This is a genomic window from Microbacterium sp. NPDC056052 (assembly GCF_042266785.1).
In the GTDB taxonomy this organism is placed as follows: domain Bacteria; phylum Actinomycetota; class Actinomycetes; order Actinomycetales; family Microbacteriaceae; genus Microbacterium.
The window spans coordinates 123,023-149,129 of record NZ_JBHJWV010000004.1; the positions used below are offsets into that span (position 1 = coordinate 123,023).

The following is a 26,107-nucleotide window of genomic DNA, read 5'->3' on the forward strand; positions in this document are numbered from 1 at the left end:
ACGCGGGATGCTGACAGTCATGAGCGCCGAAGCGATGATCCTCATCCTGGTGGTCGTGACCGCACTCGGTTTCGACTTCACCAACGGATTCCACGACACCGGGAACGCGATGGCGACCTCGATCGCGACCGGGGCGCTGAAGCCGAAGGTCGCGGTGGCGCTCTCGGCGATCCTGAACCTCGTCGGCGCCTTCCTCTCGGTCGAGGTCGCCGCGACCATCACGAAGGACGTCCTCACGATCCAGGGCCCGAGCGGCGACCTCGTGCCGGGCCTGAGCCCCGAATCGGCCATGATCATCATCTTCGCCGGACTCGTCGGCGGCATCCTGTGGAACCTGCTCACCTGGCTCCTGGGCCTGCCGTCCAGCTCCTCGCACGCCCTGTTCGGCGGACTCATCGGCGCCGGCATCGCGGGTGCAGCGACCGTCAACTGGGCCGGCATCGTCGGGAAGATCATCGTCCCCGCCGTGCTCTCCCCGCTCATCGCCGGTGTCGTCGCCGCGGTCGGCACCTGGCTCGTCTACCGCCTCACCCGGACCGTGCACGCGAAGCACCGCGAGGCCGGCTTCCGCTGGGGCCAGATCGGGACCGCGTCGCTCGTCTCGCTCGCGCACGGCACCGGCGACGCGCAGAAGACCATGGGCGTGATCGCGCTGGCCCTCATCGCGCACGGCACTCTCACCGGCGACCAGATCCTGAACGAGGGTCTGCCGATCTGGATCATCGTGACCTGCGGCGCGGCCATCGCGCTCGGCACGTACCTCGGCGGATGGCGGATCATCCGCACCCTCGGCAAGGGCCTGGTCGAGATCGAGTCGCCGCAGGGCCTCGCGGCGGAGGCATCCTCTGCCGCGATCATCCTCACGTCCAGCTCGATGGGCATGGCGCTGTCCACCACGCACGTCGCCACCGGCTCGATCCTCGGATCCGGTGTGGGACGCCCGGGGGCGCAGGTGCGCTGGGGCATCGCGGGCCGCATGGTCACCGCCTGGCTCATCACGATGCCGGCCGCCGGAATCGTGGGCGCCCTCTGCTTCTTCCTCGCCCACGGCATCGGCGGACTCGCCGGAGCGATCACGGTCTTCGTACTGCTGCTCGCGGCCACGGCCCTCCTCTACCTGCGCAGCCGCCGGCAGAAGGTCGACCACCACAACGTCAACGCCGAGTGGGACGGCCCCGTCGTGCCCCAGGGCGCGGCGGCCTGAACCGAAGGACGGATGAGATGAACTTCGACATCGCGCAGATGGCCCTCTCCGCGGGCCGCGTGCTGCTGGTCGGCCTGTTGTTCGGCGCGGGACTGCCCGCACTGTTCGCGATCGGGATGCGGCTGCAATCGGCCGGCACCGGGGAGATCGACGGCGAGGCACCTGGAACGCGCCGTCCGCTGCTGACCGCGGCGGGCTGGATCCTGTTCGCGCTCGTGATCGCCGCGGTGCTCACCGGGGTGCTCTTCATCACGCGGCTGAGCATCTATCACTACTTCGGGATCTCGCTGTTCGGGGTGGGCAAGTGAACGGCAACGTCCTCACCCGCGTGCTCGCCTGGCTGCGCGCCGGCTACCCGGAGGGCGTGCCGCCCAAGGACTACTCGCCGCTGCTGGCGCTCCTGCAGCGGACGCTCACCGCCGAGGAGCTCGCCGAGGTGGTCGCGGCCCTGGCCCGGCAGGAGACGGATCCGGTGCGGGTGTCGCAGATCCGCGCGGCGATCGCCGACGTGACCTCGGCGCACCCCGGCGGCGACGAAGTGCGCCGCGTGGCCGTCCTGCTCGCCGACCGCGGGGTGCCGCTGAGCACCAAGGCCCAGCGGATCGCCGGCGATCGGACGATCCTCGCCGAGGCGGCGGTGCACGGCTCCGGTACGGAGTCGGCGGAGCATTCGGGCGCGGAGACCGCCGGCGCGGTTCCTGCCGCCGAGTCGTCAAACGCGAACCCGATCGCCCAGGCGCTGCGCTGGCTGGGCGCGGGCTACCCCGACGGGATCCCCGCCCAGGACCGCGTGCCGATCCTCGCCCTGCTGCGTCGTCGCCTCACCGACGACGAGGTGCAGGAAGTGTGCGAAGCGGTGGCCGCGCAGAGCGGAGCGGATCCGGAGATCTCGCTCGTCGACACGCAGGTGCTCATGATGAAGGTGCTCGGCGAGCTCCCCGGAGACGACGACGTGGAGCGCGTGCGCACCCGCCTCGAGCAATCCGGCATCGCCCTCAACTGACCCCAACCCCCCTCCTCTGACCGCGAGACTCCATCTGGGCGACGAGACTGCGCCGCAGAGCCGCAGTCTCGTCGCCGAGTTGGAGTCTCGCGGTCAGGCGAATCGTCTGGGTGGGAGGGGTGACGGACCGGTTGCGGCGGACGATTGCGCGCGAGATCCCGGGGGACGCGACGGTTCATCTCGATCTTGGAATATGTCCCGGCGCAGGCCTGGCGCACCGTGCCCGGCGAGACGTAGCGTGGAGGGGTGAGCACGCCATTCCCCGCCTCCGTGTACGCCGCCCGCCTCGCCCGCGCCCGCACCCTGACCGCGGAAGCGGGTCTCGACGCGATCGTCGTGGGACCCGGTCCCGATCTGACGTACCTCGCAGGCGTCGAAGGGGACACGATCGAGCGGCTGACCGCCCTCGTGATCCCGGCAGCCGGGGATCCGACCGTCGTCGTGCCGCGGATGGAGCTCGCGAAGGTGCGCGACACGGCCGTCGGCGCGCTCGGCCTCGCCGTCGCGGACTGGGTGGACGGTCAGGATCCGTATGCCCTCGTCACCGCCGCGATGCCCGAGGCCCCCTCGCGTCTCGGCGTCTCCGACGCCCTGCCCGCCCTGCACGTGATCCCGCTCGCCGACCGCCTCGGCCTGCGGCCCGAGCTCGCCACGCCCGTGCTGCGCGAGGGACGGATGATCAAGGACGCCGCCGAGATCGCCGAACTGCGCCGCGCCGGCGAAGCCATCGACGCAGTGCACCGCCGCGTCCCCGGCCTGCTGCGCGCCGGTCGTACCGAGCGCGAGGTCGGCGCGGACATCGCCGCGGCGATCGTGGAGGAGGGGCACCGCACGGTCGAGTTCGTGATCGTCGCCTCCGGGCCCCACGGCGCGGATCCGCACCACGAGGTCTCCGACCGGGTCATCCAGGACGGCGACGTCGTAGTCGTGGACATCGGCGGCGCGGTGCCGGCCGGATACAACTCCGACAGCACACGCACCTACGCGGTCGGCGAGCCGGACCCGGAGGTCGCACGACGGATCGCCGTGCTCGTGCGCGCGCAGCAGGCGGCCGTGGACGCCGTGCGCCCCGGCGTGACCGCGGAGCAGGTCGACGCGGCCGCCCGCGACGTGCTCGCCGCGGAGGGTCTCGCCGAGGCGTTCGTGCACCGCACCGGCCACGGGATCGGCGTCACCACGCACGAGGAGCCGTACATCGCGCCCGGCAACGCGCTGCCGCTGCGGGAGGGCATGGCGTTCAGCATCGAACCAGGGATCTACTTCCCCGGTGAGTGGGGATCCCGCATCGAGGACATCGTCGTGGTCACGGCCGACGGCTGCGTGAACCTCAACACCGCCCCGCACGAGCTGACGCCTGCGGGAGTCTGATCTCGGCGCCCTTCGTCTCGTCGCTGCGCTCCTCGCTCAGGGACCGGATATGGGGGCACCATGGGTTTCCCGGTGCGGGCGCGGGGGGCAGGCCCGCACCGGGAAGTCTGTGCGGCGCGGTCAGTGCACGCGGTCGAGCGCCTCGGGGATCTCGACGCGCCAGGACGACGGCGCCTCCGAGGCGGGGGCGGCGGGCAGCACGCCCTCGCCGTCCGGGTGCGGGATCGCGTCGAGCAGCGCCTCCGTGTACGGGTGCACCGGGTTGGCCCACACCACAGGGGTGGCGCCCGACTCCACGATCCGGCCGCGGTACATCACGGCGACGCGGTCGGCCATGAGACGGACCACGGAGAGATCGTGCGAGATGAACAGCATCGCCGCGCCCGACGCCACACACAGCTCGCGCATCATGCCCGCGACCGACGCCTGGGCGGACGCGTCGAGCGCCGAGATCGGCTCATCCGCGACGATGAGATCCGGCTTGGCCGCGAGCGCGCGGGCGATCGCGACGCGCTGCCGCTGGCCGCCGGAGAGCTGATACGGGTACCGGTTCTCGAGGGCGGGGGACAGGCCCACCGCTTTGAGCCAGTGCGACGGGGCCTCCGTGTCGACGCCGCGGGCGCGCGCCGCGCGGGATCCTTCCGCGATCTGCTGGGCGACGCGGATCCGCGGGTTCAGCGAGGAGTTCGGATCCTGGAACACCATCTGGATCGCGGTGAGCTCCGCCGGACGCGTGCGCATGCCGAGAGGCTGCACCGGGCGGTCGCGGTAGAGCACCTCGCCGGCGCGCGGCTTCTCCATCCCGATCACGGCGCGCGCCGTCGACGACTTGCCGCAGCCGCTCTCGCCGACGAGCGCGAGCACCTCACCGGCGGCGATGTCGAAGGAGACGCCGTCCACCGCGCGGAACGCGGCGCGGCCGCCGTACTCGACGACCAGGGAGTCGACGTGCAGGACCGGCTTCTGAGCGCTCATCGGGTCTCCTCGGGATCGTCGGCGTGCGCCGTCCCGCCCGCGGACGGGCCGGTCGCGGACGGCGCGGTGGACGCATCGGCACCGGTTCCGGCCCCGACAGGCGCATCCACGAGGGATTCCTGCGCGTCGGGCATCGCGTCCAGCAGCTCGCGCGTATAGGGGTGCTGCGGGCTCTGGAAGATCTGCTGCCGGGATCCGGATTCGACGATCAGACCGCCCCGCATCACGGCGACCTCGTCCGCGACCGCGCTCATCACACCGAGGTCGTGCGTGACCAGCAGCACAGCGAGGTCGCGCTCGGTCGCCAGGTCGCGCAGCAGGTGCAGGATTCCCGCCTGCACCGTCACGTCGAGCGCCGTGGTGGGCTCGTCAGCGAGCAGGACCTCGGGCTCGCAGGCCAGGGCGATCGCGATCGCGATGCGCTGCCGCTGGCCGCCGGAGAACTGGTGCGGATACTTCTGCAGCGCTTCCTCGGGGTTGGGCACGCGCACCAGCGCGAGCAGCTCCGACGCCCGCTTCCTGGCCTCGCCGCGGGACAGCTTGAGATGCGTGCGGATGCCGTCGGTGAGCTGGGATCCCACCGTGATCTGCGGATGCAGGCTGGCGGACGGATCCTGGAAGACCATGCCGATCCGCTTGCCGCGCACCGCGCGGTAGGCGCTGCCGGTCATGCCGACGAGCTGGACGTCCGTCTTGCCCGGGCCGCCGAGGACGATGGATCCCGACGCCGTGCCTCCCGCCGGCAGCAGGCCGAGGATCGCCATGGCGGTCATGCTCTTGCCGGATCCGGATTCGCCGGCGAGGCCCTGGATGCGCCCTGGCACGAGGTCGAGCGAGATGCCCTTCACGACCTCGGTGCGGTTGCGGCGGCTCTGGCCGAGCTCGACGTGCAGATCGCGGATCGCGAGCGCGGCGGTCACGCTGCCACCTCCCCGGTCGATGCGGCGGCGGAGACCGCGGTGGGCGACTCCGCCTCGCGCTCGCGGGCGGCGAGCGGGTCGAGGGCGTCGCGCAGCGAGTCGCCGATGAAGTTGAAGGCCATCACGATGCTGAGGATCGCGACACCCGGGAACAGACCCAGCCACCAGGCCGAGGGATTCTGCATGGCTGCGGCGATCATCGTGCCCCACTCCGGTGTGGGCGGCTGCGCGCCGAGACCGAGGAACGACAGTCCGGAGAGCAGCAGGATCGCGGTGCCGATGTCGAGCGAGGCGAGCACCAGCACCGGGCCGGCGATGTTCGGCAGCACGTCCCGCAGGAGCGAGCGCAACGGGGACGAGCCCAGCAGCCGGCCGGCGATCACGTAGTTCTGCGTGCGCAGGCCGAGCACGAGCGACCTCGTGATGCGGGCGTAGGGAGGCCACGCCACGATGATGCCGGCGATCACGGCGTTCATGATCGACGGGCCGAGGGATGCCGCGATGACCATGGCGAGGATCACGGTCGGGAACGCCATCACCATGTCCGTGATGCGCATGAGCACCTCGTCGAACCAGCCGCCGAGGTAGCCCGCGACGGCTCCGACGACGGTGCCGACGATCATCGCGCAGACGACCAGCATGAGGGCGAGCGGGATCGTGGCCTGGGCTCCGAGGAGCAGGCGCGAGAACATGTCGCGTCCGTTGACGTCGGTGCCCATGATGGCCTCGCTGCTGGGTGCCGCGAGGCGCGGCAGGTCCTGCGCGAGCGGGTCGTGCGGCGCGATCCACGGCGCGAGGATCGCGACCACGATCCAGATCAGGGCGATCACGGTGCCGACGATGGCCAGCGGGGTGCGCCAGGCGCGCGGCAGCCAGGGGCGACGGCGCTTCGGGGCGACCTTCTCGGGGATGACGAGGTTCACGACAGCCTCACTCGCGGATCCAGGACGCCGTAGAGCACGTCGACGACGAGATTGATGACGAGGTAGATCACGCCGACGACCAGACCGACGCCGGTCACGGCGAGCAGATCGAGGTTCTTCGACGCGTTGTAGGCGTAGGTGCCCAGGCCCGGCCAGGCGAACACGGCCTCGACGAGCACGGTCCCGGAGAGCAGGCTGCCGAAAGCGATGCCGACGAGGGTGAGGATCGGCAGCGCCGCTCCGCGCAGCACGTAGCCGACGACGACCCGGCGGCCGCTCAGGCCCTTCGCCCGCGCGGCCCTGGCGTAGTCCATGTCGAGCACCTCCAGCACCGAGGTGCGCACGAACCGGGTGAGGGTGGCGATCGTGAACAGGCTCAGCACCAGAACCGGCAGGGCCAGATGGCCGATCGCGTCGAGGAACCCGACCGAGTCGCCGTTCAGGAGGTAGTCGATCGTGTAGAAGCCGGTGATGCGCGGCGGCGGGGTGATCGTGGGGGAGATCCGGCCGGATCCGCTGACCCAGTGCAGCTGCATGAAGAACAGCTGGTAGGTGAGGATCGCCATCCAGAACGTGGGGATGCTGAGGCCGATCAGGGTGACCACGCGCACGACCTGATCGGTGACCTTGCCACGACGGTACGCGGCGAGCGTGCCGAGCACGATCGCGACGGCGAGGCTGATGATGATCGCGTAGAAGGCGATCTCGGCGGTCGCGGGCACGGCCTTGGCGAGGTCGGCGGAGACCGGCTGTCCGGACTTCAGCGAGGTGCCGAGGTCGCCGCGCAGCAGGTTGCCGACGTAGATGAAGAACCGGATCCACACCGGCTGATCGAGTCCGTACTTCTGCCGGAACGCCTCGACCGTTGCGGGGTTCGACGCGGCGCCCTCGCCGAGGGCGGCGCGCACCGGGTCGCCGGGCACGATCACGGTGAGGGAGAAGGTGACCAGCACGATCCCGAACAGCAGGATCACGCTCGTCACGGCCCGCCGGGCGAGGAAGCGCAGCAGCGTGTGCTGCGCCTTCCGCGACGTGCGGGTGGCGATGGCTTTCGTCTCGGACACAGGGGGCTTCCGGGTCTACGGGGCGGAGAGGGCGTGGTGCTGCGGGGACCGGAACTGCATGGATCCGGTCCCCGCAGGGCTCACTTCGCGGGGTGCAGCGTCCGCAGGTCGAGCGTCCACGTCACGTTGTACTCGAGACCGGCGACCTTGGTGGAGCTGGCGAGGTTGATGCCGGGGACGATCAGCGGCACGAACGGGCCGGACTCCTGCATGGCCTTCGCGTAGTCGCCGAACGCGGAGTTGCGGGCGTCAACGCTCGTCGCATTCTGCGCCTTGGTCACCAGGTCGGCGATCGAGGCGTCGGCTTCGGCGGCCCAGCCGGCGCGCAGGCCGACCTTCTGACCCGGGCCGAACGGCAGGAACGAGGAGGTGTCGGCGTAGTCCGGGCCCCAGTACCAGAGCGAGAACGCCTCCTGGGCCTTGACGTACGGCTGCACCTCGGTCGCGAACGGGGCCGGAGCCAGGGTCGCGTTGATGCCCGCTGCCTTGAGCTGCTCCTGGACGCGCTCGGCGACCGGTGTGAACTCCACACCGCCGACGGGGTTGTCGTTCGGGAACTGGAGCTTGATCTCCTGGCCCGTGTAGCCGGAGGCGGCGAGGGCGGCCTTGGCCTTCTCGAGGTCCTGCTTCACACCGGACTTGTTCGCGCCGGGGAACATCGGCGGGATGACACCGGTGGCCTGCACGGATCCGGATCCGGCCAGCTCCAGCAGCTTGTCGTAGTCGAGCGCGTAGCGCACCGCCTCGGCGAACTTCGGGCTCGCGGTGGCGCCGCCGACGTTCTTGTCCTGGTTGATCAGGAGGAACAGGGTCTCGGCGGAGGGCGCCGAGTTCACCGTGAAGCCGTCGCCGAGGTTCTTCACCTGGTCGCCGGAGAGGTCGACCGCCACGTTCGAGTCGCCGCCCTTGAGGTTGGTCAGCTGCGTGGAGGACTGCGAGATGTTGCGCACGACGATCTTGTCGTAGGCGGGCTTGTCGTCGCCGTCGTACTTGTCGTTCTTCACGAGCACGACCTGCGAGGTGAGGTCGAGCGACTGCAGCGTGTACGGACCGGATCCCGCCGAGTTGGCGTCGAGCCAGGTCTTCGCCGCGTCCTTGTCGTCGGTCGTGCCGCCGTTCTTCTGGACGACCTTCGAGTTGACGATCGCGAGCGACGGGTTGGTGACGATCGCGGGCAGCTGCAGCGACGGGGTCTTCGTCGACAGCTTCACCGTCTTGTCGTCGACCTTGGCGACCGTGATCCCCGCCATCAGGAAGTTGGCCTTGGAGTCGGTGATCCCGGCGACGCGGTCGAGCGAGAATACGACATCGTCCGCGGTGACGGGGGTGCCGTCGGAGAACTTCCGGCCGTCCTGGATCGTGAAGGTGAACTCGGTCGCATCCGCGTTCTGCTTCATGGTCGCAAGATCGGGCTTCGGCGTGGTGGAGTCGGCGCCCTGGAAGGTCAGCAGGGTGTCGTAGACCGCGTGCAGCACCATGTTGCCGGTCGGCACGTAGTTGCGGCCGGGGTCACCGGTCTCGAGCGAGAACGCGGTGTCGACCACGAGCGTGCCGCCCGAGGAGGAGTTGTTGCTGGAATTGTTCGCGGAATTGCCGCCGGAACAGCCGGCGAGCACGATGGCGGCGGCGGCGACGAGTGCTGCGGCGACGTGACGGTAGGGACGGGCCACGGCTTCCTCCTCTTCGAAGATGGACAGGTCAGACGACCAGATCGGGTTTTCCGGCACTATATCCGACTGAACGGCTCGAATTCGATCATTCGATTGTCACGCTTCCGTCACTACGGCAATATGTCCAGTATGAGCGACGATCAGCCTTCCGTCTCTGGACGATCCGCGCCCGTGATCGACGAAATCGCGTACGACATCCTCCGGGCGATGCGCCGCAACGGCCGGATCTCCATCGCCGCCCTCGCACAGGAGGTCGGGATCTCCCGCGCCAGCGCGTACTCCCGGGTGGAGTCCCTCACCCGCGCAGGGATCATCACCGGCTACACCGCGGAGGTGGACACGACGCGCCTCGGCCTCGGCGTGAGCGCGCTCGTGTTCTGCACGATCCAGCCGCAGTCGTGGAGCTCGTTCCTGCAGGCGATCGGCGACATGCCCGACGTGGAATCTGCGATGGTGATGACCGGCGAGCACGACGTCATGCTCCTCGTCCGCAGCATCGACATGGAGCGCATGCAGTCGCTCGTGATCGGCACGATCGCCGACCGCCCGGAGGTGACCAAGGTCGAGACCGCGATCGTGATGGGCGAGGTGTTCCGCAGGCCGTTCGTCCTCCCGGACGAGATCCCGGAGCGCGCGGCCATCGGCGTCGACAGCGGCCTGATGCGGTTCACCCGCACCGACGGGAGCCGCGGGACCCGGATCTGACGTCGCTCGCGCCGAAGGTCAGACCTGGAGGCAGACGCTCACGTGGTCGATGCCGTCGACCGCGAAGTCCTCGACGAGACGGATCCGCCCGTCGTCCTCCTGCTCGGCGCGGCTCACCGCGTCCCCGCGCACGACCGAGCCGTCGCTGACCAGCGCGTGCGCGAAGGAGACCCGCACCTCGGCGCCGGCGATCTCGCCGACGAAGCGGCCCTCGGTCACCGTGTCGCCGGTGTACTCGCCCCAGATCAGTCGGCCGTCCTGGTGGTAGTCGAAGGTCGTCGGAGCATCGGAATCGACCTCGCTCGCGGTCGAGGAGACCATGGCGAAGCGCATTCCGTCGAGGAAGAGCGTGGAAGGCATGACGACGAGTATGGACCCGCGACCGGCCTTCGGCGCAATCCCCGCGCCTCCCGCTGCGGCACTGGAACCCAGCCTGCGGAGGGGTTCCGGACACGATTCTGCCCTTCCGGAATGACAATCTCCGCGATACCGGAATCTATTAACAGGTTCATCCACATGTGGATTACTCGGCGAATGCGGAAATCGTCTCGCGGCGGGGGGGTCCGACCGGCTCCACCTGCGCGATACCGGCTGTTCACCGGCTGTTTTCCCGTGTTCGGCGATCCCCCGGCTCCCGCGTCCCGCGGAATGCGTCCTGCGCCGTTCCGGAGCGTCCTTCCAGGACCTGCGGAGAACACGCGACGCGCCTCCCGGATCCGCGTCAGGAAATCCGCCGGAAGAGCGCATTCCCCGCAGCGGCCAAGGAGCTCCCGACCGCGAGGATCGCCGCGCCCCCACCGGTGTAGGCGATCTGCAGATGGCTCCCGTGGTTCTCCACGGTGATGAAGATGATGACGAACGCGATGCCGGAGGCGAGCGCACTCGCTCCCGCGATCCACCACAGCGCCGGCAGCGTCCGAGCGGGCGGGTCGGCCTCCGGCACCCGCCAGAGCAGCAGCGCGATCCCGCCGAGACAGCCGCATGCCGCAACGAGCATGAACGCCGCGACCACGTCGCTCGGCCGGTGCCACTGCTGGATCACGAGCAGTATCCCGGTGAGCACGGCGAACGCGCCGCCCAGCACCGCCACAAGAGGGCGCCATCGCGGGGGGCACACGAGGAAGATCGCGAAAGCCGCAGCGGCGGCGACCGTCGCATGCCCTGATGGGAATGAATTGCCCAGCAGATCGGTCGCGCCGGTCGCCGCGCGCTCCAGGAACACGTGCTTGGCGAGTTCCGCGGAGATCACCGCGATCCCGCCCACGGCGAGGGCGACCAGCAGGTGCCGGAAGCGCCGCGTCACGAGGCCGATGACGAGCGTGAGCAGAATGCCCCCACCGATCGCGACCGTCGGCACGTTGCCGAGCACCATCCCGGTCAGGCGATAGACCAGGTCGTGCTGGGAGGACGCTCCCACAAAAGCCCGCTCATCGACGATCTGCCCGACGTAGGTGCGCACGAAGAAGACGTACGTCGCCACGAACGCGGCCGCCAGGACCACCGCGGCTATCGCGAAGGACCACACTCCCCGTCTCGCCGCCATGCACCCATCATGCAGGTTCGAACTGTGCGATCGCTCACCAGTCGCTGCGATCCCGCGCGGCCCTCAGGTCACCGATGGCGCGTGCGTCGTCGTGCGTCGCAACGCCGCCGCGCTGCAGGATCGGGCGCGGGAGAGAGGCGTCCTCCGGGATGCGCGGGCGGATCGCCGGCGCCTCCGGCGTCTCGCGGTCTCCCCGGCCGGTGCGCGCCGTGTCGAGCAGGGGCAGCGCGATGTGCACGAGCGGGCCGATTCCGAGCGCGAACACGACCGTGCCGACACCGACCGTGCCGCCGAGCAGCCACCCGATCGCGAGCACGGTGAGCTCGACAGAGAGCCGGGACGCCCAGATCGGCCAGCCGAAGCGCGTGTTCATCCCGGTCATCAGGCCATCGCGCGGCCCTGGTCCGAATCGCGCACCGATGTAGAGGCCGCTCGCGAGGGCGACCACGAGCACGCCGGCGACGAGCACGAGCGCCTGCAGGACGAGGCCGTGCACCGGCGGGATGACCGTCACGGTCGCCTGGATCGCGGTGCCGACGAGCAGCACGTTCAGGAGAGTGCCGACTCCCGGCTTCTGCCGCAGCGGGATCCACAGCAGCAGCACGAGCAGTCCGACGATGTTCGTGATCCAGCCCACGCCGATGCCGGTGCGGAGTGCGAGGCCCTCCGCGAACACGGTCCACGGGTCCACGCCCAGGCCGGCCACGATCGTGAGTCCGCACCCGAATCCGTAGAGCACGAGCCCGATGAGCAGTTGCAGCACGCGTCTTGTCATGGATCCATGATGATCCTCAACTGGCCTGTTGCGACCAGTCCAATCGGTCTAGGCTGGCCTCATGGACTCCCGCCTCTCCGCGCGCGCCCTCGTCGAACTGCTCGGCCTGTGGCGCACCAGCGAGCCCGCCTTCGACGCCCTCGCCGATGGCATCCGCCTGCTCTGCCTCGACAACCGGATCGCCCCGGAGACGGCGCTGCCCGCCGAGCGCGAGCTCGCGGCGGCCCTCGGCGTGAGCCGCACCACGGTCGCCGCCGCCTACCGGGCCCTCCGCACCACCGGACACATCGTGAGCCGGCAGGGGTCGGGCAGCGTGACGCGGCCGCTCGGGCGCACCACGTCCGCGCGCTGGTTCGACCGGGAGGGCATCGACCTGCAGCAGGCGAGCCCGCCCGCCTGGCCCGGCCTGCCCGGCGTCCTCGCCGAGACCGCGGCGTCGGCGACCGCGCTCGTCTCGCGCGCGGGGTACGACATCCTCGGGCACGCCGAGCTGCGCGCCGCGATCGCGGACCGGTACGCGCTGCTCGGGATCCCGACCTCGCCCGCGCAGATCATGGTCACCACCGGGGCGCAGCAGGCGCTCAACCTCATCGCCTCGACGCTGCTGCGCCGGGCCGACCGCGTGCTCCTGGAGACCCCCAGCTACCCGCACGCGATGGGGACGTTCCGGCGGGTGGGTGCCCGCCTCGTCGGTGTTCCCGTCGAGACCGCGCACGGATGGGATCTGGATCGCGCGGCGCAGGCCTTCGCCCGAACCCGCCCTGTGCTCGCGTACCTGATGCCGGAGTTCCAGAACCCCACGGGACGATCGATGACGATCGAGGAGCGCGAGCTCTTCGATCGCGCCGCGCACGACGCCGGGTCCTTCCTCCTCATCGACGAGACGACAGCCGACCTCGACATCGACGGCCTTCCCCGCGTACGGCCGCTGGGCGCGGCGGACACCGGGACGATCCGGGTCGGATCCCTCGGCAAGTCGGTCTGGGGAGGACTGCGGATCGGCTGGATCCGCGCGGCGGACGACATCATCCGCCGTCTGCGCGCCGCCCGCCCGACGCACGACCTGGGCACACCCGACCTCGAGCAGGCCGTGGCGACGCGCATCGTGCACCGCCTCGACGAGATCCTGCCGCAGCGCGCCGCTCTGCTCGGCGCGGGCAGGGACGCCCTCACCGGAGCGCTCCGACGTGAACTGCCCGAGTGGTCCGTGCCGCGGGTGCACGGCGGCGTCGCGATCTGGGCGGGGCTGGGCGCGCCGCTCAGCTCGGCGCTCGTGATCGATGCCGCAGAGCACGGGCTGCACCTCAGCGCGGGCCCGCGGTTCGCCGTGGAGGGCGGGCAGGAGCGTCACCTGCGCATCCCGTTCACCACCGAGCCGCGCGAGCTCGAACGGGCCGTGGAGATCCTCGCCGGCTCGTGGCAGCGCGTCACCGCCGGCACGCCGCGCACCACCACGTCCGCCACGCTCGCCGAAGCGGTCGTGTGAACGAGGAACGGACCCGGTCCTGAGACCGGGTCCGTTCTGATTCCGTGGAGCCTAGGAGATTCGAACTCCTGACATCCTGCTTGCAAAGCAGGGCTACCGCTAGGCGGCGAGGCCCGGATTCCTGCAGAATCATGCGGAGCCGGGCCTCGTTCCATGTCATCTCATCTCACTGAGTTATGGCACGTAGCGGCCCCTAGTGGCACGACTCTGGCACGAACGAGAGGCCCCACGAGCGAACTGCCGCCAGCCGGTGCGCGACGAGCACGCGACCGCTCACGGCCCGCCTACGTCAGGCTGGAACGCCCCGCTTGGCGTAGACCGTCTGACCCGTCCCGAGGGTCACGTAGGCGCGAAGAGCGGAGGGCTTCACGTCGGGGGCGTTCGTGCGGAGAGCGTCCCGGACTCCCTCCTGAGCCATGAACAGGTCGATGCTCGATCCGGGCTCCAGCACGTGCGGGAGCGGCGTGCTGATGTTGTCTCGGCGGACCTGATAGAGCGAGCCGCGCTTCCCAGGCAGTTCGAAGCCCCATCCCGTGATCGTCACGGGCGATGCGCCGACGTTCGCGGGTCGGACGTTGACCTGCCAGTCGGTCACGGAGTCGTCGGAGAGCGCCACGAGCGCGGCCTTGGCGGTGACCTTCACGTTGTGCGCTCCACGTCGGCGCGTCACGATCTGCCACCACAGGCTGGCGATGCCCGTGACCGCGGCGACGACCGCGATGATGAGGCCCACCAGCGCGATGATGAACGCGGGGAGCGCAAAGGGGTCATCCGGCATAGGTCGGATCGTATCGGTGCCAGAGTGACACCCCGACCACCCTCGGAGAGAACGTCCGTTCCCACGGCTAGCCTGATCGCATGCCCGTCACCCCGATCCGCCCCCCGTTCACCCTGCATCGAGGCAACGTGCTCCGGGCCTACGACCAGTGGGAGACGCCCGACACGATCATCAGCGACGGGGCCTACGGGGTGCGCGGCTTCCACGGGGACACCACCGGAGCCGAGGGGCTCGTGGACTGGTACCGCCCGCACGTCACCGCCTGGGACCGCGCCGCCAAGCCCGGCACGACGCTGTGGTTCTGGAACACCGAACTCGGCTGGGCTACCGTCCACCCCCTCCTCATCGAGCACGGCTGGGAGTACGTCCAGACCGTAACGTGGGACAAGGGCATCTCGCACGTGGCCGGGAACGTGAACGGGCGCACCATCCGCCGCCTCCCCGTGGTGAGCGAAGTCTCCGTGCTCTACCAGCGCCGGTTCACCATCAACACCGTGGACGGCCCGCTCGACGTGAAGCCGTGGCTCCGCTACGAGTGGCAGAGGAGCGGCCTGCCGTTCTACCGGGCAAACGAGGCGTGCGGCGTCAAGAACGCCGCGACGCGGAAGTACCTCACCGCCGACTGGCTCTGGTACTGGCCTCCGGGTGAGATGGTCGAGCGCCTCGCGGCCTACGCGAACGAGCACGGCGTCGCCCACGAGCGGCCGTTCTTCTCCCTCGACGGTGAGCGCTCCGTGAGCGCCGAGGAGTGGGACGCCCTCCGGTACAAGTGGAACCACGTGCACGGCCTCACGAACGTGTGGCAGAGGCCCCCCCTCCACGACTCGGAGCGCTTCAAGGGCACGCTGGAGAGGTCCGCTCCGCGCGTGCACAACCCGTCGTTGCAGTCCGCCTCGCACCTGAACCAGAAGCCGCTGGAGTTCATGCGCCGACAGGTCACCGCTGTGACCGATCCGGGCGACGTGGTGTGGGAGCCCTTCGGCGGGCTCGCGTCCGCCTCCGTCGCGGCGGTCGAGTTGGGCCGTCGCGCCTACGTGGCTGAACTGAACAAGACGTTCCAGGACATCGCGGAGGGGCGTCTCCAGGACGCCGCCGCGCAGGCTCTCGGGGCGGCGTCCGCATGAGCGGCTTCGAGGAGCCGACCATCGACGCGGCGGAGGCCCAGCGCACGGTGGGCGCTGTGGACCTCACCCTGACCGACGACCCCGCCGTCATCGTGTCTCCTGACGCGCCCGGCGCTCCGACCGAGCCCGTGCTCGACCCCGACGACCCCCGCACGTCACTCCAGACCCGTGTCCGCGCGGCCCTCCTCGCGCTCCCTGGAGAGTTCGAGTTCGGCAACCCCATCAGCGGCGTCGCCGCCACGGACCTGTTCAACCTCAACACCCTCCTCGGAGCCGGGATCGAGGTCGAGGTCGTGCGCACCCTCAACAAACTGCGATCCATGTGGGACCCCGATGAGGAGTGGCTCGGCTACCGCTTCGAGCGGTCCTCGCAGGCGTTCCCCGACGTGCGGCTCGTGCGGCGTGACCAGGGCACCGATGAGATAGCGCTCGGCATCGAACTGAAGGGCTGGTGGCTCCTCTCCAAGGAGGGCGAACCGTCGCTCCGCTTCCAGGTGACCCCGGAGGCTTGCGCGCCTCACGACCTCGTGTGCGTGGTGCCGTGGCATCTCTCCGATGCGGTCGCTGGCATCCCCCAGGTCATCGAGCCGTGGGTGAAGTCCGCGCGCTACGCCGCCGAGTTCCGGGACTACCACTGGCAACACGTGCGGAACGTGCGCGACGCCTCCACCGACACGACGATCGATCATCCGGAGGGGGCCGCACCGTACCCGTCCAAGGCTGACCTCGTGGTCGCGAAGCCTCGGCAGGATGGCGGCAACAACTTCGGTCGGCTTCCGCGGTCCCACCCGCTCATGGATGACTTCCTCGCACGGTCGAAGGAGCACGAGGTCCTCGGGATCGCGGTGGGCTCCTGGATCACGTTCCTGCGTCGCCACAGCGACAACGCGACCCCCGCGGAAGTGAGCGAGTACCTCCAGAGGCAGTTGAAGTCTCACGTCAAGAAGATCGCGCCTGGGACGGCGGAGGAACTCCTCGCGCTCATGGCGCGGATGGGTGAACTACTCACGCCGTAGCGACTGAGTCCGGGGCGGTCGTCTCGTGGTCCCTGGCTCTTGCAACATCGGCCCGTTTCCCCGTTGGGGTGACATCACGGGGCGATAACGCCTCTTGCATCATGGCCAGGCCACGGCGTGGCGTCGTGATCGGGTCGGTAGCGTGCCGCGCCACGGCTGGCGCGGACGCGCGCCGCCGACCTGACTACGAAGGGCGGCACCCCCGCATGGCTATGGACATCGGCACACTCGTCGGATACCTCGACCTCGACACGAGCAAGTTCGAGGAGGGCGCGAAGGGCGCTGGGGCGAAGTTGCCCGGCTGGATGGCGGCGGCGGGAGCGCTCGCGGCGACAGCGGCGGCGGCGGCGTTCGGCGCGGCGTTCGTGAACGCGGTGAACGTGGAGGCGGGCAACCAGAAGGTCGCGGCGCAACTCGGCCTCACGGAGGAGGAGTCCCGGCGTGCCGGTGACGCGGCGGCGGGCGCGTACAAGGCCGGGTTCGGTGAGTCGATGGCCGGGGTGCAGGAGACGACCGCGGGCGTCATCTCCTCGATCCGTGGGATGCGCGAGGCGTCCGTGGACGAACTCGAAGGGATCGTGTCCGGGGTGCAGATGCTCTCCGACTCGTTCGGCATCGAGGCTGACCGCATCTCGCAGGTGGTGGGGCAGATGCTCTCCACCGGCCTCGCGTCGTCGGCGGAGGAGGGCCTGGACCTCCTCACCGCATCTCTCCAGCGGGTGCCCGCGGCGGTGCGTGAGGACGTGATGGATGCCGTAGACGAGTACGGCCCGTTCTTCGCGCAGATCGGGCTCTCTGGCGAGGAGGCGATGAGCGCTCTCGTCACCGCCAGCGAGAAGGGCATGTACGGGATCGACAAGACCGGCGATGCCGTGAAGGAGTTCGGGCTCCAGATGCAGGACATGGCGAAGAACGGGCCCGTGCTGGAGGGGCTCGGGCTGAACGCCGAGGAGATGGCGGCGAAGTTCCTCGCGGGCGGTGACTCCTCCCGTGAGGCGTTCCAGCAGATCGTGGATGGGCTCCTGGGGATGCAGGACCCGGTGGCGCAGTCGGCCGCGGCGGTGTCGCTGTTCGGGACCCCGCTGGAGGACCTGAACACGGGTGAGATTCCGGCGTTCCTTCAGGGCCTCTCCGACATGGAGGGCGGGCTCGGTGACGTGTCGGGCTCGATGCAGGCCATGTCGGACACGGCGGGCGACTCGGTGGCGGCGAAGTGGGATCAGGTCACGCGCTCGTTCGAGGGCGTCGTGACGACCGTGGCCGGGCAACTCCTCCCGGCGCTCGTGCCCCTCCTCGACTGGGCGGCGGAGAATCCGGCCCTGCTCGGCGCGGTGGCGGCGGCGGTCGGTGCGATGGCGGTCGCGTGGGGCGTCTACACGGTGGCGCAGTGGGCGGCGAACGCGGCCATCCTCGCCAACCCCATCACGTGGATTGTGCTCGCCATCGGCGCGGTGATCGCGGCCCTGGTGCTCCTCGTCGCGAACTGGGATGCCGTGGTCGCGTGGATCAGCGAAGTGTGGGGCGGCTTCGTGTCGTGGCTCACGGAGGTCACGGAGGGCATCGCGGCCTGGTGGAACTCGCTGTGGGCCGGGTTCGGTGCGTGGGTGACGAGCGTGTGGGAGGGCTTCGTCGGCTTCATCTCCGACACGTGGTCGAACTTCGTGCTGGGGCTCCAGATCATCGGTGATGCTCTCGCCGCCTGGTGGAACGGGCTCTGGTCCGGGGTGGGCCAGTTCATCTCGGACGTGTGGGACGGCTTCATCGGGTTCGTGCAGGGCATCTTCCAGGGCTACGTGGCCTGGGTGATGTCGGTCGCGTCGGGCTTCGTGAACGGCTGGAACGCGGTCTGGAGCCGGGTGGGGCAGATCATCTCGGACGTGTGGACGAACGTCGTCTCGTTCTTCCAGGGCATCCCCGGTGCCATCGGTGGGCTTCTCTCCGGCGCGGGCACGTGGCTCTACAACATCGGGCGGGACATCATCCAGGGCCTGTGGAACGGTCTGAAGTCGATCTGGTCGAGCGTCTCGGCGTGGTTCGAGGACACGTTCGGCGGGATCATCGACACGGTGGCGGGCATATTCGGGATCGCCTCCCCCTCGAAGGTCATGCGGCAGATGGGTGTCTGGGTCGGTGAAGGGTTCGTGCAGGGCCTCGACTCGATGACGCCGCAGGTGGAGACGGCGATGACGGACATGGCGCACGTGCCCGACACGGCGGCGGAGTTCATCGCGCGCTACCCGGTGAGCGAGGGGGCCGGGGACACGTTCCACTACCACGCGGCGGAGAACCAGTCGCTGTCCTCCGAGGAGGCGCTGTTCGAGGCGCTGGGCTCCCCGCGGTCACCATTCGGAGGTAAGTAGGACACTCAGGACCTCCAGGACGCCGTGAGGCTCGCACAGAGCGACGAATGGGTCCGGGGTGGGGTGAGAGGGCCTGGAGGCCATGTGAGGCGCTCAGACGGGCGGAGAGCGCCTCACACAGAGTTCGAGGGGCGGGATGGAAAGTCAGGCCATCCCGCCCCTCGGCGTTCGCGATCACGCTCGGAGCCACGGCCTGCGCGCCGCTCGCCTGCTTCGTAAGCAGACAGTCCGATGCCGCCCACGGTTATCAGCGGCGCGGGCGCGTCCCCAGCCCAGGGCGGCAGGACGCCGTGCCTCGGGTCGCGCCAACGAACTGCGAACGCGGGCATTCGTGCCAGCCTCGTGCCAGTAGCACAAGCGACGGGGCGCTCGCGGGAGTCTGTCGAGGGACCGGTGAGGGGCGAGGCCGGTGGTGATCCGGTCCCGCCCCTCTGGCGTGGTGGTGGCGCGTCAGGCGTCCACGGTGGCTCGGTCCAGGCCCTCCACGAGCGACGTGACGAGGTTCCCCGGCGCACCGGCCGGAACTGCATCCCAGTCACCCTCGTCCAGGAGGTTGAGCGCGTCCGCATCGACCTCGCTGAGGAGCGCGCGCCCCTCGAACGGAATCTCCCCGGTCATGACGACGCCCTCGATGATGGAGCGCCACGCGCGGGCGGGGAGCGTGGCGTCCTCGGCGGCGGCGATGGCCTGCGCCGCGTCATCCACCTGCACGAGTCGATCCCAGATCATCCCGTGGAGCGCGTCCAGCACGGATGCCGGGTCGCGCGCCTCCAGGACCTCCGGGCTCGTCTCCGCACTGTCGAGAATCGCGGCGAGCCGGTCACGACTGGCGGACGCGATGACCTCGGGGAGGAGACGGCCCGCGGCGAGGAGCGCGCTCACCTTCGCCTGCTCGTGCTGGACACGGGCGATGTCGTCGGCGGTGGACGGTGCGAGCGCATCGAGCACCGGCTGACGATCGGGGGTGGCGGCGGGCTCGGCGGGCATAGCCGCGGTGAGGCGTGCCCGGATCGCTTCGACCTCGGCGCGCTGGCGTGCCCGCAGGCCCTCCGGCGTCAGGTGCGGATCGTGCGCCTGCGCCACCTTCAGGAGGTCGCGGCGGGCGGCGATGACGAGAGAGATGTTGCTGGCCGTGTCGATCACGACTGGCCTCCGTTCTGTTCGGTGATGGTGCCCGGTGTGGGCGTGGACCCCGCCAGGCGGCGGGACTTCTGAAGGGCGCGGTACTCGCGGTTGCGCTCGCGCTTGCATCCGACGCAGTGGCCGTAGGCGTCGGTGCCCCACGTGGCTCGGACGTGACCGCGGGGGCATCGAGCCCAGTTGCCGCCGCCGTCCTTCTGGCCGTTGTGCCGCTTGCACAGCGGGGCGTAGTCGCCCAGGTCGTGGGACCACGCCACGGCCTTGCCGCCATCCGTGCCGAACACGGTGGGGTGCCCGATGAGGCCCCAGCCGTCAGCAGGGGCGGTGCAGTCGGGGGCGGCGCAGGGCTGTCCGATGGCGGAGCCTCGGACGCGCGTCAGTCGCTTGTGCGTCGCGCTGTAGCCGCTCATCTCCGTCCCCTCTCGGCGCGGAGTGCCTCCAGCGCGGCCTCGGCGCGGACGGCGCGCGTGCGCTGAGCCGCGGCTTCGGCGGAGAGCGCACCGACGCGGGCGCTGATGACCTCCTGGACCTCCGGGGGGAGCGTGTCCATCACGCGCCGGTAGGGCGCGGAGGTCGCCTTGGACCGGGTGAGAGCGGCGGCAGTCGCCGCATCGACGCGAGGGGGTGCGTAGACCATCGGTCAGCCCTCCGATCCGAACACGAGCCGGTCGAGGAGCGTCCCCACCTGATCCAGGCCAGCCGTGTGCGCGGCGTCGAGGTTGAGGAGGCGTGCGCGGCGCTCCATGATCTTCAGGCACGTCTCCGCGGAGCGAACGTCACCATTCACGGCGGCGGCGAAGTGGCCGCGGAAGATCGCATCGAGCCGGTCCAGTTCGAGCAGGCGCAGTTCGTCGGCCTCCTCGCGTGGGATCGCGGCGATGGCATCCCTCAGCCAGGCGTAGACGGTGGAGGGGTGCACCTTCAGGTGTGCGGCGATGGCCTCCACAGCGATCCCGGCTCGGCGCATCGTGAGCGCCTTCTGCTTCCGGGTGGCCGTGGCGATCCGTCGCGGTGCGCCCTTCGGTGCGGCACGCTCACCGAGCAGGTACTCGGCGGCGAGGTCGGCGGTGTCGGTGGTGTTGGCGCTCATCGCGCCTCCTCTCGGTTGGTGCGGGTGCCGCAGATGCAGTAGCCGCGAGGGTTGAACAGGTGGGTGTGCTGGGACCATGCGCGGAGCATCCACGCGGCCCACTCGGCAGGCCAGTCGGCGGATGCCTCGGGGCCGTCGAAGTAGTAGGCGACGAACCGGGCCGTCTGGTCCTCCAGCCAGCGGGAACGGGGGTGCATCCCACGGGCGCGAGCCCAGAGGCGCATCGGGATCGTGACCTCGAAGTCGGCGGGGAACGTGATCGGGGTGCTCATGCGCTCTCCTCCTGCGTGACCTTCCAGGCTTCGGGGGCGCCGGGGACGCGCGTCGGCCACGTCGGCATTCCGGCATCTCGTGCCGCATCCCACATGTAGCCGTGTGCGAACAGCAGATCGTGGAGCCGGTCATCCTCCACGAGGTCATCCCCGGCGTCGGTGAGGGCGCGCGAACGAAGGCCGCTCCATGCGCGGATGCGTTCTCGTCGCTCCTCGGCGGGGAGGGCATCGAGGTACGCGAGTTCGACCTCCCCGAAGCCGTTCACGTCGATGGAGTCGCATCGAGCATCGACGGCCTGGAGGGCATCGAGGACGTTCCGTCGCTGAGCATCCGTGAGTCCCCAGCGCGTCGAAGCGCTGTTACACACGTCAGTGGATTCAGGTAGTGGAGTAGGTAGTGGGGTAACGGTCTGGGCGTTACCCATTCCCGTCGAAACCGTTACCCTTTCGGCCTCCAGACCGTTACCCATTCCAGGGTCGGAGAGGACCGAAAGCACGTACTCGGCATGGCGTCCACGGTGCGCCTCGGCGGTCTTGCGGATCAGCCCGCGCTCCATCAGTCGAGGGAGGATGCGACCGCTCAGGGCTTGCTTCGCCGCGGGCGTGCCGGGCTCCTTGCCGATGGCGAGCGCCAGCCGGTCGTGACCCCACGAGTAGACGAGCGATCCGTCCTCCACGGCGAGCGCCATGTCGAGGAGCACCACGCGCTCCATCGTCGGCACCTTCACGGTGAGAAGGGCTTCGCCCATGCGCTTGTGTGTCTTGTAGCCCATCACGGCTTCCCTCCTGTGATGCTCGGGACGCTCTGGCGCGCGGTCTCCTGGAACTCGGCCAGGTGAGCGTCGAAGCGATCCATGAGCGCGAGGAGAGGGGCGAAGGGCCCCGGCGTCTCTGTGGTCGCGTGTGCTTGCTGTGTGGCGGTCATCGGCTCTGCCTCTTCCCGTCACCGGCTCGCTACGGCGAGCACGTCATCCGTGGTGGAGCCGAGCGCCGAAGCGTAGGCCCCGAGGATGGACGACTCGCTCGCGTGAGCCTCGGAGAGAGGGCCGGGAGGGGTGGGCGGGTAGCCGAGCGCCTCCAGAAGCGGGGCGACGACGACGGCGACGGAACGCCCATCGCGCCACACCTGCACCTTGCCGTCGCGGACGTTGGCGTATGCCTTCGCGAGGCCGATGTCGAGGAGGAGCGCGTAGTCCGGGACCGAGATGGTGGGGACCGGGTAGGTGCGGAGCGCGTTGAGGAGTGCCGCGCGCTGGACGGTTCGAGTGAGTTCGGGCATGAGTGCCTCCGGGGTCGCAAACGGGAATCGCTTGTCCACCGGGGCCTGCCCTGCATGGTGAAGGGTGCCTGACCCTCCGTGCCATGAACAGTACCACAATGAGGCAGAATGAGATGAACTAAACCGCAGGTCAGGCAATAAAAAAGGTGATACATTGTCACCCTTAACTCACACGGTGTGACAGTCAGTCACCCCCACAGCAGAACCAAGGAGGACCCGGTGAGCGGCACAAAACAGAAGACGAATAGACAGGCGTTCGGGAGCGTCAGGAAGTTGCCGAGCGGCAGATGGCAGGCGCGGTATCCCGACCCCGCTGGGCGCGCCATGACCGCCCCAACCACCTTCGCGACGAAGCGCGAGGCACAGGACCACATCGCCGGAGTCCGCGCAGACCGGATGCGCGGCACGTATCGGGATCACCGAGCCGGGCTCACGCCCTTCGGTGACTACGCGCGCGAGTGGATCGCGAACGGTGGCACGCGGGGACAGTTCGCCCCCAAGACCAAGGCGAACAACGAGGACCTCCTGGCCGGACTCCTCCTCCCATTCCACGACCGCGCGCTCTCCGCCATCTCCCCCTCCGACGTGCGCACCTGGTACACCCGGAGCCGGAAGGAGTTGGCCGACGCCGGGCGCAAGCGTGCCGCGGCATCCCACGCCCGTGCCATCGCCGCCGCGACGAAGCGGGGCCTACCGGCTCCCCCCGCACCCGTGGCGCAGACCGGCGAATCCCGTCTCCGTCAGGGCTACACCCTCCTCCGCTCCATCCTCGCCACGGCCGTGAAGGATGGCCTGATCGGCTCGAACCCGTGCCAGATCGGCGGAGCGGGATCGGTGAAGCACCCGGAGCGGCCTCTCCTCACGCCCGACATGCTCGGCGTGATCGTGGACGAGATGCCGGAGCAGTGGGCGCTCCCTATCCGCGTGATGTTCGGCGCGCACCTGCGCCTCGGTGAACTCGTGGCGCTCCAGCGTGGCGACTACGCGGACGGTGTGCTGAAGGTGGAGCGGCAGACGACGCTCGTGAACGGCAAGCCGGTGACCACCAAGACCAAGACGGGGAACGTGCGCCGGGTGAAGTTGCCGCCGCGCATCGCCGCGGAGGTCGAGGCGCACCTGGCGGCGTCGAAGGGCTTCGCGCGTGCGCCCATGTTCCTGCGCGCCGATGGGGAGCCGATCACGAACCACGCGCTCGGGCAGGCCTGGAGGAGGGCGGCGCGGAGAGTCGGGCTGGGGCAGTTCCACCCTCACGACGTGCGTCACGCGGGCCTCACGATGGCGGCGCAGAACGGCGCGACGACGCGCGAACTCATGGCGCGCGCCGGGCACTCCACAGCGCGGGCGGCGCTCATCTATCAGCACGCGGCGGAGGAGCGCGATGCGGCACTGGCGGAGGGCCTCGACGTGCTCGGAGGGAGCCCGACTCGGAGCGTTACTGGCACGGGGATGGCACGCGCGGCCATCCTGGCAACGGAAAAGTCCCCCGATCTGATGGCTGGAAATGCCGTCTGACCAGGGGACTAATGAAGTGTGGAGCCTAGGAGATTCGAACTCCTGACATCCTGCTTGCAAAGCAGGCGCTCTACCAACTGAGCTAAGGCCCCTCATTCGACCGAATGAGCGGATCCGATTTCTCGGATCCGCTCACATGTCGGTGGGGCTACCAGGACTTGAACCTGGGACCTCTTCATTATCAGTGAAGCGCTCTAACCGCCTGAGCTATAGCCCCGTATCAACCTCCAAGACTTTACCGGACGTTGACACGATCACGAAATCGAGCAGAGCTCGAGGCCGCTCAGCTGCCTTCGCGCAGGGTGATGCTGCCCGCGGACAGCCGCGCACCGATGCGGTGGGTCGAGGACGGATCCGTCTGGATCCGGGCGTCGATGGTGCCCGCCGACGAGTCCCGCATGAGCGCATAGCGCCCCGTCGGCACCGTGACATCCATGGACCCGGCGCTCACGTCCAGGTTCATCTCGTCGGGCTGACGGCCCGAGATCGTCGCGTTCAGCTCGCCCGCCGACATCGACAGCTCCGCGGTGGTCACGTCCTCCAGGTGGAGTGTCGCCGAGCCCGCGTTCACCCGGGTGGTCACGGTCTTCGCGCCCCCGTCCAGCGAGAGCGACCCGGCGTTCACCCTCGTGGTCAGCGTGTCGAAACGGCCCTCGGCCGAGAGCGCACCGGCATCGAGCTGCAGATCGGCGGTCAGCTCGCCCTCCAGCTCCCGGGGGAGGGTGAGCGTCATCTCCGGGTCGACACCGAACCAGCCCCCGATCCACCACCCGAACGGCCCGTTGGGGCGGTCGACCCGCAGGACATCGCCGTCGCGGCGCATCGTCCAGTCGCTGCTGCCGGTGCCGCTGACGCGCATGGTCGCCTCACGCACGTCGTCGAAGCGGATGGTGGCGGCGCCGCGGCCGACCTCGACCCTCAGGCCCGTGACGCCCGTCGTGTCGACGCTGGTGCTGCGCGCCGTCGAGTCGTCGCTCGAGGCGACCTGGGCGACCGCCGCGAGTGCGGAGCCGCCGCCGACCGTGACCAGCGCCCCGCCGCCGATGATCGCCGCGGCGATCGTGATCGCAGTCAGCGTCCCCCGGCTCGGGGAGGAGGCGGGCGCGGAGGAGGAGGCAGGAGTGGGACCGACCGGATCCGAGGTGTTCGGGGCGTGTCCGCCGGCCGGGTCGTGCTCTGGTGCACTCGGAGGGATGAGGTTCGTCATCGGTTCGTTCCTGTCTGCGGGCCGTTCAGACCGGCACTGGAGATGTGGGCGATCGTGGCGAGCACCCGGCGATTGCCGGACTCGTCGGGCTCGAGCCCGAGCTTCTGGAAGATGGCGGTGATGTGCTTCTCCACGCTGGCCTCGGAGAGGAACAGCGTGGCCGCGATGGCCTGGTTCGACTTGCCCTCCGCGATCAGCGCGAGCACCGTGCGCTCCCTCTCGGTGAGGCTCTGCATGCGGTCGTCCTGGTTGCGGCGGGTGAGGAGCTGCGCGACCACCTCCGGATCCAGGACCGTAGATCCGGACGCGATGCGCGCGACCGACTCGATGAACTCGGAGACGTCGGCCACCCGATCCTTCAGCAGGTAGCCGAGCGGACCCGCCGACCCCTGCGCGATGATCAGGTCGCTCGCGTAGCGCTCCTCGACGTACTGGGAGAGCACGAGCAGCGGGAGCTGCGGGAGTCGCTTCCGCAGCGACAGCGCCGCGCGGATCCCCTCGTCCACGAACGTCGGCGGGAGCCGGACGTCGAGGATGCAGAGCTCGGGGTCGGTGGCGTCGACGGTCTCATCGAGATCGATCGCATCGGGGAGAGCGGCGACGACCGTGTGGCCGGCGTCCTCGAGAAGCCGCACGAGTCCTTCACGGAGCAGGACGGAGTCCTCGCAGATCAGGATCCTCATGAGATGCGCT

29 protein-coding genes and 3 tRNA genes are annotated in these 26,107 nt (G+C 69.7%); 10 read left to right on the top strand and 22 right to left on the bottom strand.

Translation table 11 applies throughout. The features are described 5' to 3' along the window. Nucleotides 1-19: 19 nt before the first annotated feature. The 4 genes from ACFC1J_RS09515 to ACFC1J_RS09530 all read left to right on the top strand — a co-directional run bounded on the left by ACFC1J_RS09515 (nucleotide 20) and on the right by ACFC1J_RS09530 (nucleotide 3,575). Entirely contained in the window at nucleotides 20-1,204 is a 1,185-nt protein-coding gene (locus tag ACFC1J_RS09515; RefSeq protein WP_375904711.1) for an anion permease, read from the top strand. Between the two features lie 17 nt (nucleotides 1,205-1,221). Then, on the top strand, nucleotides 1,222-1,512 hold the full coding sequence (locus tag ACFC1J_RS09520; RefSeq protein ID WP_375904713.1) for a hypothetical protein: 291 nt from the start codon (nucleotides 1,222-1,224) through the stop codon (nucleotides 1,510-1,512). Beyond that, entirely contained in the window at nucleotides 1,509-2,207 is a 699-nt protein-coding gene (locus tag ACFC1J_RS09525) for a DUF3349 domain-containing protein (protein WP_375904715.1), read from the top strand. Before ACFC1J_RS09520 ends, ACFC1J_RS09525 begins: the two co-directional genes overlap by 4 nt. A gap of 246 nt (nucleotides 2,208-2,453) precedes the next feature. Next, nucleotides 2,454-3,575 (top strand): M24 family metallopeptidase, encoded by a 1,122-nt coding sequence (locus ACFC1J_RS09530; protein WP_375904717.1) that lies wholly within the window; start codon nucleotides 2,454-2,456, stop codon nucleotides 3,573-3,575. 120 nt (nucleotides 3,576-3,695) lie between these two features. Here the strand turns inward: ACFC1J_RS09530 and ACFC1J_RS09535 are convergent, their stop codons facing one another. The 5 genes from ACFC1J_RS09535 to ACFC1J_RS09555 form a co-directional block, all read right to left on the bottom strand. Then, nucleotides 3,696-4,550, bottom strand: a complete 855-nt coding sequence (locus ACFC1J_RS09535) for an ABC transporter ATP-binding protein (protein ID WP_375904719.1) — start codon at nucleotides 4,548-4,550, stop codon at nucleotides 3,696-3,698. Next, a complete protein-coding gene (locus tag ACFC1J_RS09540) occupies nucleotides 4,547-5,470 on the bottom strand; it encodes an ABC transporter ATP-binding protein (protein WP_375904721.1) in 924 nt (307 codons plus the stop codon). Before ACFC1J_RS09540 ends, ACFC1J_RS09535 begins: the two co-directional genes overlap by 4 nt. Then, nucleotides 5,467-6,393, bottom strand: a complete 927-nt coding sequence (locus tag ACFC1J_RS09545; protein WP_375904722.1) for an ABC transporter permease — start codon at nucleotides 6,391-6,393, stop codon at nucleotides 5,467-5,469. The genes ACFC1J_RS09540 and ACFC1J_RS09545 overlap by 4 nt, the downstream gene beginning before the upstream one ends. Further along, nucleotides 6,390-7,457, bottom strand: a complete 1,068-nt coding sequence (locus ACFC1J_RS09550; protein WP_375904724.1) for an ABC transporter permease — start codon at nucleotides 7,455-7,457, stop codon at nucleotides 6,390-6,392. The genes ACFC1J_RS09545 and ACFC1J_RS09550 overlap by 4 nt, the downstream gene beginning before the upstream one ends. An 80-nt stretch (nucleotides 7,458-7,537) precedes the next feature. After that, on the bottom strand, nucleotides 7,538-9,127 hold the full coding sequence (locus ACFC1J_RS09555) for an ABC transporter substrate-binding protein (protein WP_375904726.1): 1,590 nt from the start codon (nucleotides 9,125-9,127) through the stop codon (nucleotides 7,538-7,540). 171 nt (nucleotides 9,128-9,298) lie between these two features. Between ACFC1J_RS09555 and ACFC1J_RS09560 the strand changes: the two genes are divergently transcribed. Further along, the gene (locus ACFC1J_RS09560) at nucleotides 9,299-9,832 is read left to right on the top strand and encodes an Lrp/AsnC family transcriptional regulator (protein ID WP_375904728.1); all 534 of its coding nucleotides are present in this window, start codon (nucleotides 9,299-9,301) and stop codon (nucleotides 9,830-9,832) included. An 18-nt stretch (nucleotides 9,833-9,850) separates the two neighbouring features. Here ACFC1J_RS09560 and ACFC1J_RS09565 read toward each other — a convergent pair whose 3' ends face one another. The 3 genes from ACFC1J_RS09565 to ACFC1J_RS09575 all read right to left on the bottom strand — a co-directional run bounded on the left by ACFC1J_RS09565 (nucleotide 9,851) and on the right by ACFC1J_RS09575 (nucleotide 12,150). Further along, complete coding sequence (locus ACFC1J_RS09565) at nucleotides 9,851-10,192, bottom strand: hypothetical protein (protein ID WP_375904730.1); 342 nt, start codon at nucleotides 10,190-10,192, stop codon at nucleotides 9,851-9,853. A 361-nt stretch (nucleotides 10,193-10,553) separates the two neighbouring features. Continuing rightward, nucleotides 10,554-11,375, bottom strand: a complete 822-nt coding sequence (locus ACFC1J_RS09570) for a phosphatase PAP2 family protein (RefSeq protein WP_375904732.1) — start codon at nucleotides 11,373-11,375, stop codon at nucleotides 10,554-10,556. Nucleotides 11,376-11,409: 34 nt separating this feature from the next. After that, nucleotides 11,410-12,150 carry a YitT family protein gene (locus tag ACFC1J_RS09575; RefSeq protein ID WP_375904734.1) on the bottom strand — a complete coding sequence of 247 codons (741 nt, stop codon included), beginning with the start codon at nucleotides 12,148-12,150 and terminating at the stop codon, nucleotides 11,410-11,412. A 61-nt stretch (nucleotides 12,151-12,211) separates the two neighbouring features. Here ACFC1J_RS09575 and ACFC1J_RS09580 point away from each other — a divergent pair, with 61 nt between their 5' ends. Continuing rightward, nucleotides 12,212-13,636, top strand: coding sequence for a PLP-dependent aminotransferase family protein (locus ACFC1J_RS09580; protein WP_375904736.1), 1,425 nt, complete (start codon nucleotides 12,212-12,214; stop codon nucleotides 13,634-13,636). Between the two features lie 45 nt (nucleotides 13,637-13,681). Here ACFC1J_RS09580 and ACFC1J_RS09585 read toward each other — a convergent pair. Together ACFC1J_RS09585 and ACFC1J_RS09590 are read right to left on the bottom strand one after the other, a co-directional pair. Continuing rightward, nucleotides 13,682-13,751 (bottom strand) — tRNA-Ala (locus tag ACFC1J_RS09585). A gap of 174 nt (nucleotides 13,752-13,925) precedes the next feature. Continuing rightward, nucleotides 13,926-14,414, bottom strand: a complete 489-nt coding sequence (locus tag ACFC1J_RS09590) for a hypothetical protein (RefSeq protein WP_375904738.1) — start codon at nucleotides 14,412-14,414, stop codon at nucleotides 13,926-13,928. Nucleotides 14,415-14,494: 80 nt separating this feature from the next. On the opposite strand from ACFC1J_RS09590, the gene ACFC1J_RS09595 reads away from it, so the two are divergent. The 3 genes from ACFC1J_RS09595 (at nucleotide 14,495) to ACFC1J_RS09605 (ending at nucleotide 18,914) form a co-directional block, all read left to right on the top strand. Beyond that, on the top strand, nucleotides 14,495-15,538 hold the full coding sequence (locus tag ACFC1J_RS09595) for a DNA methyltransferase (protein WP_375904740.1): 1,044 nt from the start codon (nucleotides 14,495-14,497) through the stop codon (nucleotides 15,536-15,538). After that, nucleotides 15,535-16,554, top strand: coding sequence for a hypothetical protein (locus ACFC1J_RS09600; RefSeq protein WP_375904742.1), 1,020 nt, complete (start codon nucleotides 15,535-15,537; stop codon nucleotides 16,552-16,554). The genes ACFC1J_RS09595 and ACFC1J_RS09600 overlap by 4 nt, the downstream gene beginning before the upstream one ends. 206 nt (nucleotides 16,555-16,760) lie before the next feature. Further along, the gene (locus ACFC1J_RS09605; RefSeq protein WP_375904744.1) at nucleotides 16,761-18,914 is read left to right on the top strand and encodes a hypothetical protein; all 2,154 of its coding nucleotides are present in this window, start codon (nucleotides 16,761-16,763) and stop codon (nucleotides 18,912-18,914) included. A gap of 450 nt (nucleotides 18,915-19,364) precedes the next feature. Here ACFC1J_RS09605 and ACFC1J_RS09610 read toward each other — a convergent pair whose 3' ends face one another. The 8 genes from ACFC1J_RS09610 to ACFC1J_RS09645 are packed head-to-tail and all read right to left on the bottom strand — an operon-like array spanning nucleotide 19,365 to nucleotide 22,695. After that, a complete protein-coding gene (locus ACFC1J_RS09610) occupies nucleotides 19,365-20,057 on the bottom strand; it encodes a hypothetical protein (protein ID WP_375904746.1) in 693 nt (230 codons plus the stop codon). Then, nucleotides 20,054-20,464 (bottom strand): hypothetical protein, encoded by a 411-nt coding sequence (locus tag ACFC1J_RS09615; protein ID WP_375904748.1) that lies wholly within the window; start codon nucleotides 20,462-20,464, stop codon nucleotides 20,054-20,056. Before ACFC1J_RS09615 ends, ACFC1J_RS09610 begins: the two co-directional genes overlap by 4 nt. Beyond that, a complete protein-coding gene (locus ACFC1J_RS09620) occupies nucleotides 20,461-20,691 on the bottom strand; it encodes a hypothetical protein (RefSeq protein ID WP_375904750.1) in 231 nt (76 codons plus the stop codon). Before ACFC1J_RS09620 ends, ACFC1J_RS09615 begins: the two co-directional genes overlap by 4 nt. Nucleotides 20,692-20,694: 3 nt before the next feature. Then, the gene (locus ACFC1J_RS09625) at nucleotides 20,695-21,144 is read right to left on the bottom strand and encodes a helix-turn-helix domain-containing protein (RefSeq protein WP_375904752.1); all 450 of its coding nucleotides are present in this window, start codon (nucleotides 21,142-21,144) and stop codon (nucleotides 20,695-20,697) included. Then, nucleotides 21,141-21,416, bottom strand: a complete 276-nt coding sequence (locus ACFC1J_RS09630) for a hypothetical protein (RefSeq protein ID WP_375904754.1) — start codon at nucleotides 21,414-21,416, stop codon at nucleotides 21,141-21,143. Before ACFC1J_RS09630 ends, ACFC1J_RS09625 begins: the two co-directional genes overlap by 4 nt. Continuing rightward, entirely contained in the window at nucleotides 21,413-22,192 is a 780-nt protein-coding gene (locus tag ACFC1J_RS09635) for a hypothetical protein (protein WP_375904756.1), read from the bottom strand. Before ACFC1J_RS09635 ends, ACFC1J_RS09630 begins: the two co-directional genes overlap by 4 nt. After that, complete coding sequence (locus tag ACFC1J_RS09640; RefSeq protein WP_375904758.1) at nucleotides 22,189-22,341, bottom strand: hypothetical protein; 153 nt, start codon at nucleotides 22,339-22,341, stop codon at nucleotides 22,189-22,191. Before ACFC1J_RS09640 ends, ACFC1J_RS09635 begins: the two co-directional genes overlap by 4 nt. 18 nt (nucleotides 22,342-22,359) lie before the next feature. Continuing rightward, the gene (locus ACFC1J_RS09645) at nucleotides 22,360-22,695 is read right to left on the bottom strand and encodes a hypothetical protein (protein WP_375904760.1); all 336 of its coding nucleotides are present in this window, start codon (nucleotides 22,693-22,695) and stop codon (nucleotides 22,360-22,362) included. A 324-nt stretch (nucleotides 22,696-23,019) separates the two neighbouring features. Here ACFC1J_RS09645 and xerC point away from each other — a divergent pair, with 324 nt between their 5' ends. Then, nucleotides 23,020-24,207, top strand: coding sequence for a tyrosine recombinase XerC (xerC, locus tag ACFC1J_RS09650; RefSeq protein WP_375904762.1), 1,188 nt, complete (start codon nucleotides 23,020-23,022; stop codon nucleotides 24,205-24,207). A 19-nt stretch (nucleotides 24,208-24,226) separates the two neighbouring features. Here xerC and ACFC1J_RS09655 read toward each other — a convergent pair. From ACFC1J_RS09655 to ACFC1J_RS09670, 4 genes are all read right to left on the bottom strand, one after another. After that, nucleotides 24,227-24,299 (bottom strand) — tRNA-Ala (locus ACFC1J_RS09655). 51 nt (nucleotides 24,300-24,350) lie between these two features. Beyond that, nucleotides 24,351-24,424: transfer RNA gene (locus tag ACFC1J_RS09660), tRNA-Ile, on the bottom strand. A gap of 66 nt (nucleotides 24,425-24,490) precedes the next feature. After that, nucleotides 24,491-25,414, bottom strand: coding sequence for a DUF4097 family beta strand repeat-containing protein (locus tag ACFC1J_RS09665; RefSeq protein ID WP_375904764.1), 924 nt, complete (start codon nucleotides 25,412-25,414; stop codon nucleotides 24,491-24,493). Continuing rightward, the gene (locus ACFC1J_RS09670) at nucleotides 25,411-26,097 is read right to left on the bottom strand and encodes a LuxR C-terminal-related transcriptional regulator (protein ID WP_375904765.1); all 687 of its coding nucleotides are present in this window, start codon (nucleotides 26,095-26,097) and stop codon (nucleotides 25,411-25,413) included. The genes ACFC1J_RS09665 and ACFC1J_RS09670 overlap by 4 nt, the downstream gene beginning before the upstream one ends. Nucleotides 26,098-26,107: the final 10 nt, after the last annotated feature.

What these genes read in the sequence shown, in the direction of transcription:
- ACFC1J_RS09670 (WP_375904765.1), bottom strand. Translation starts at nt 26,097, where the DNA reads ATGAGGATCCTGATCTGCGAGGACTCCGTCCTGCTCCGTGAAGGACTC.
- ACFC1J_RS09620 (WP_375904750.1), bottom strand. Translation starts at nt 20,691, where the DNA reads ATGGTCTACGCACCCCCTCGCGTCGATGCGGCGACTGCCGCCGCTCTC.
- ACFC1J_RS09645 (WP_375904760.1), bottom strand. Translation starts at nt 22,695, where the DNA reads ATGCCCGAACTCACTCGAACCGTCCAGCGCGCGGCACTCCTCAACGCG.
- ACFC1J_RS09595 (WP_375904740.1), top strand. Translation starts at nt 14,495, where the DNA reads ATGCCCGTCACCCCGATCCGCCCCCCGTTCACCCTGCATCGAGGCAAC.
- ACFC1J_RS09535 (WP_375904719.1), bottom strand. Translation starts at nt 4,550, where the DNA reads ATGAGCGCTCAGAAGCCGGTCCTGCACGTCGACTCCCTGGTCGTCGAG.
- xerC (WP_375904762.1), top strand. Translation starts at nt 23,020, where the DNA reads ATGACCGCCCCAACCACCTTCGCGACGAAGCGCGAGGCACAGGACCAC.
- ACFC1J_RS09605 (WP_375904744.1), top strand. Translation starts at nt 16,761, where the DNA reads ATGGCTATGGACATCGGCACACTCGTCGGATACCTCGACCTCGACACG.
- ACFC1J_RS09630 (WP_375904754.1), bottom strand. Translation starts at nt 21,416, where the DNA reads ATGAGCACCCCGATCACGTTCCCCGCCGACTTCGAGGTCACGATCCCG.
- ACFC1J_RS09575 (WP_375904734.1), bottom strand. Translation starts at nt 12,150, where the DNA reads ATGACAAGACGCGTGCTGCAACTGCTCATCGGGCTCGTGCTCTACGGA.
- ACFC1J_RS09665 (WP_375904764.1), bottom strand. Translation starts at nt 25,414, where the DNA reads ATGACGAACCTCATCCCTCCGAGTGCACCAGAGCACGACCCGGCCGGC.
- ACFC1J_RS09570 (WP_375904732.1), bottom strand. Translation starts at nt 11,375, where the DNA reads ATGGCGGCGAGACGGGGAGTGTGGTCCTTCGCGATAGCCGCGGTGGTC.
- ACFC1J_RS09565 (WP_375904730.1), bottom strand. Translation starts at nt 10,192, where the DNA reads ATGCCTTCCACGCTCTTCCTCGACGGAATGCGCTTCGCCATGGTCTCC.
- ACFC1J_RS09580 (WP_375904736.1), top strand. Translation starts at nt 12,212, where the DNA reads ATGGACTCCCGCCTCTCCGCGCGCGCCCTCGTCGAACTGCTCGGCCTG.
- ACFC1J_RS09520 (WP_375904713.1), top strand. Translation starts at nt 1,222, where the DNA reads ATGAACTTCGACATCGCGCAGATGGCCCTCTCCGCGGGCCGCGTGCTG.
- ACFC1J_RS09600 (WP_375904742.1), top strand. Translation starts at nt 15,535, where the DNA reads ATGAGCGGCTTCGAGGAGCCGACCATCGACGCGGCGGAGGCCCAGCGC.
- ACFC1J_RS09625 (WP_375904752.1), bottom strand. Translation starts at nt 21,144, where the DNA reads ATGAGCGCCAACACCACCGACACCGCCGACCTCGCCGCCGAGTACCTG.
- ACFC1J_RS09615 (WP_375904748.1), bottom strand. Translation starts at nt 20,464, where the DNA reads ATGAGCGGCTACAGCGCGACGCACAAGCGACTGACGCGCGTCCGAGGC.
- ACFC1J_RS09515 (WP_375904711.1), top strand. Translation starts at nt 20, where the DNA reads ATGAGCGCCGAAGCGATGATCCTCATCCTGGTGGTCGTGACCGCACTC.
- ACFC1J_RS09590 (WP_375904738.1), bottom strand. Translation starts at nt 14,414, where the DNA reads ATGCCGGATGACCCCTTTGCGCTCCCCGCGTTCATCATCGCGCTGGTG.
- ACFC1J_RS09640 (WP_375904758.1), bottom strand. Translation starts at nt 22,341, where the DNA reads ATGACCGCCACACAGCAAGCACACGCGACCACAGAGACGCCGGGGCCC.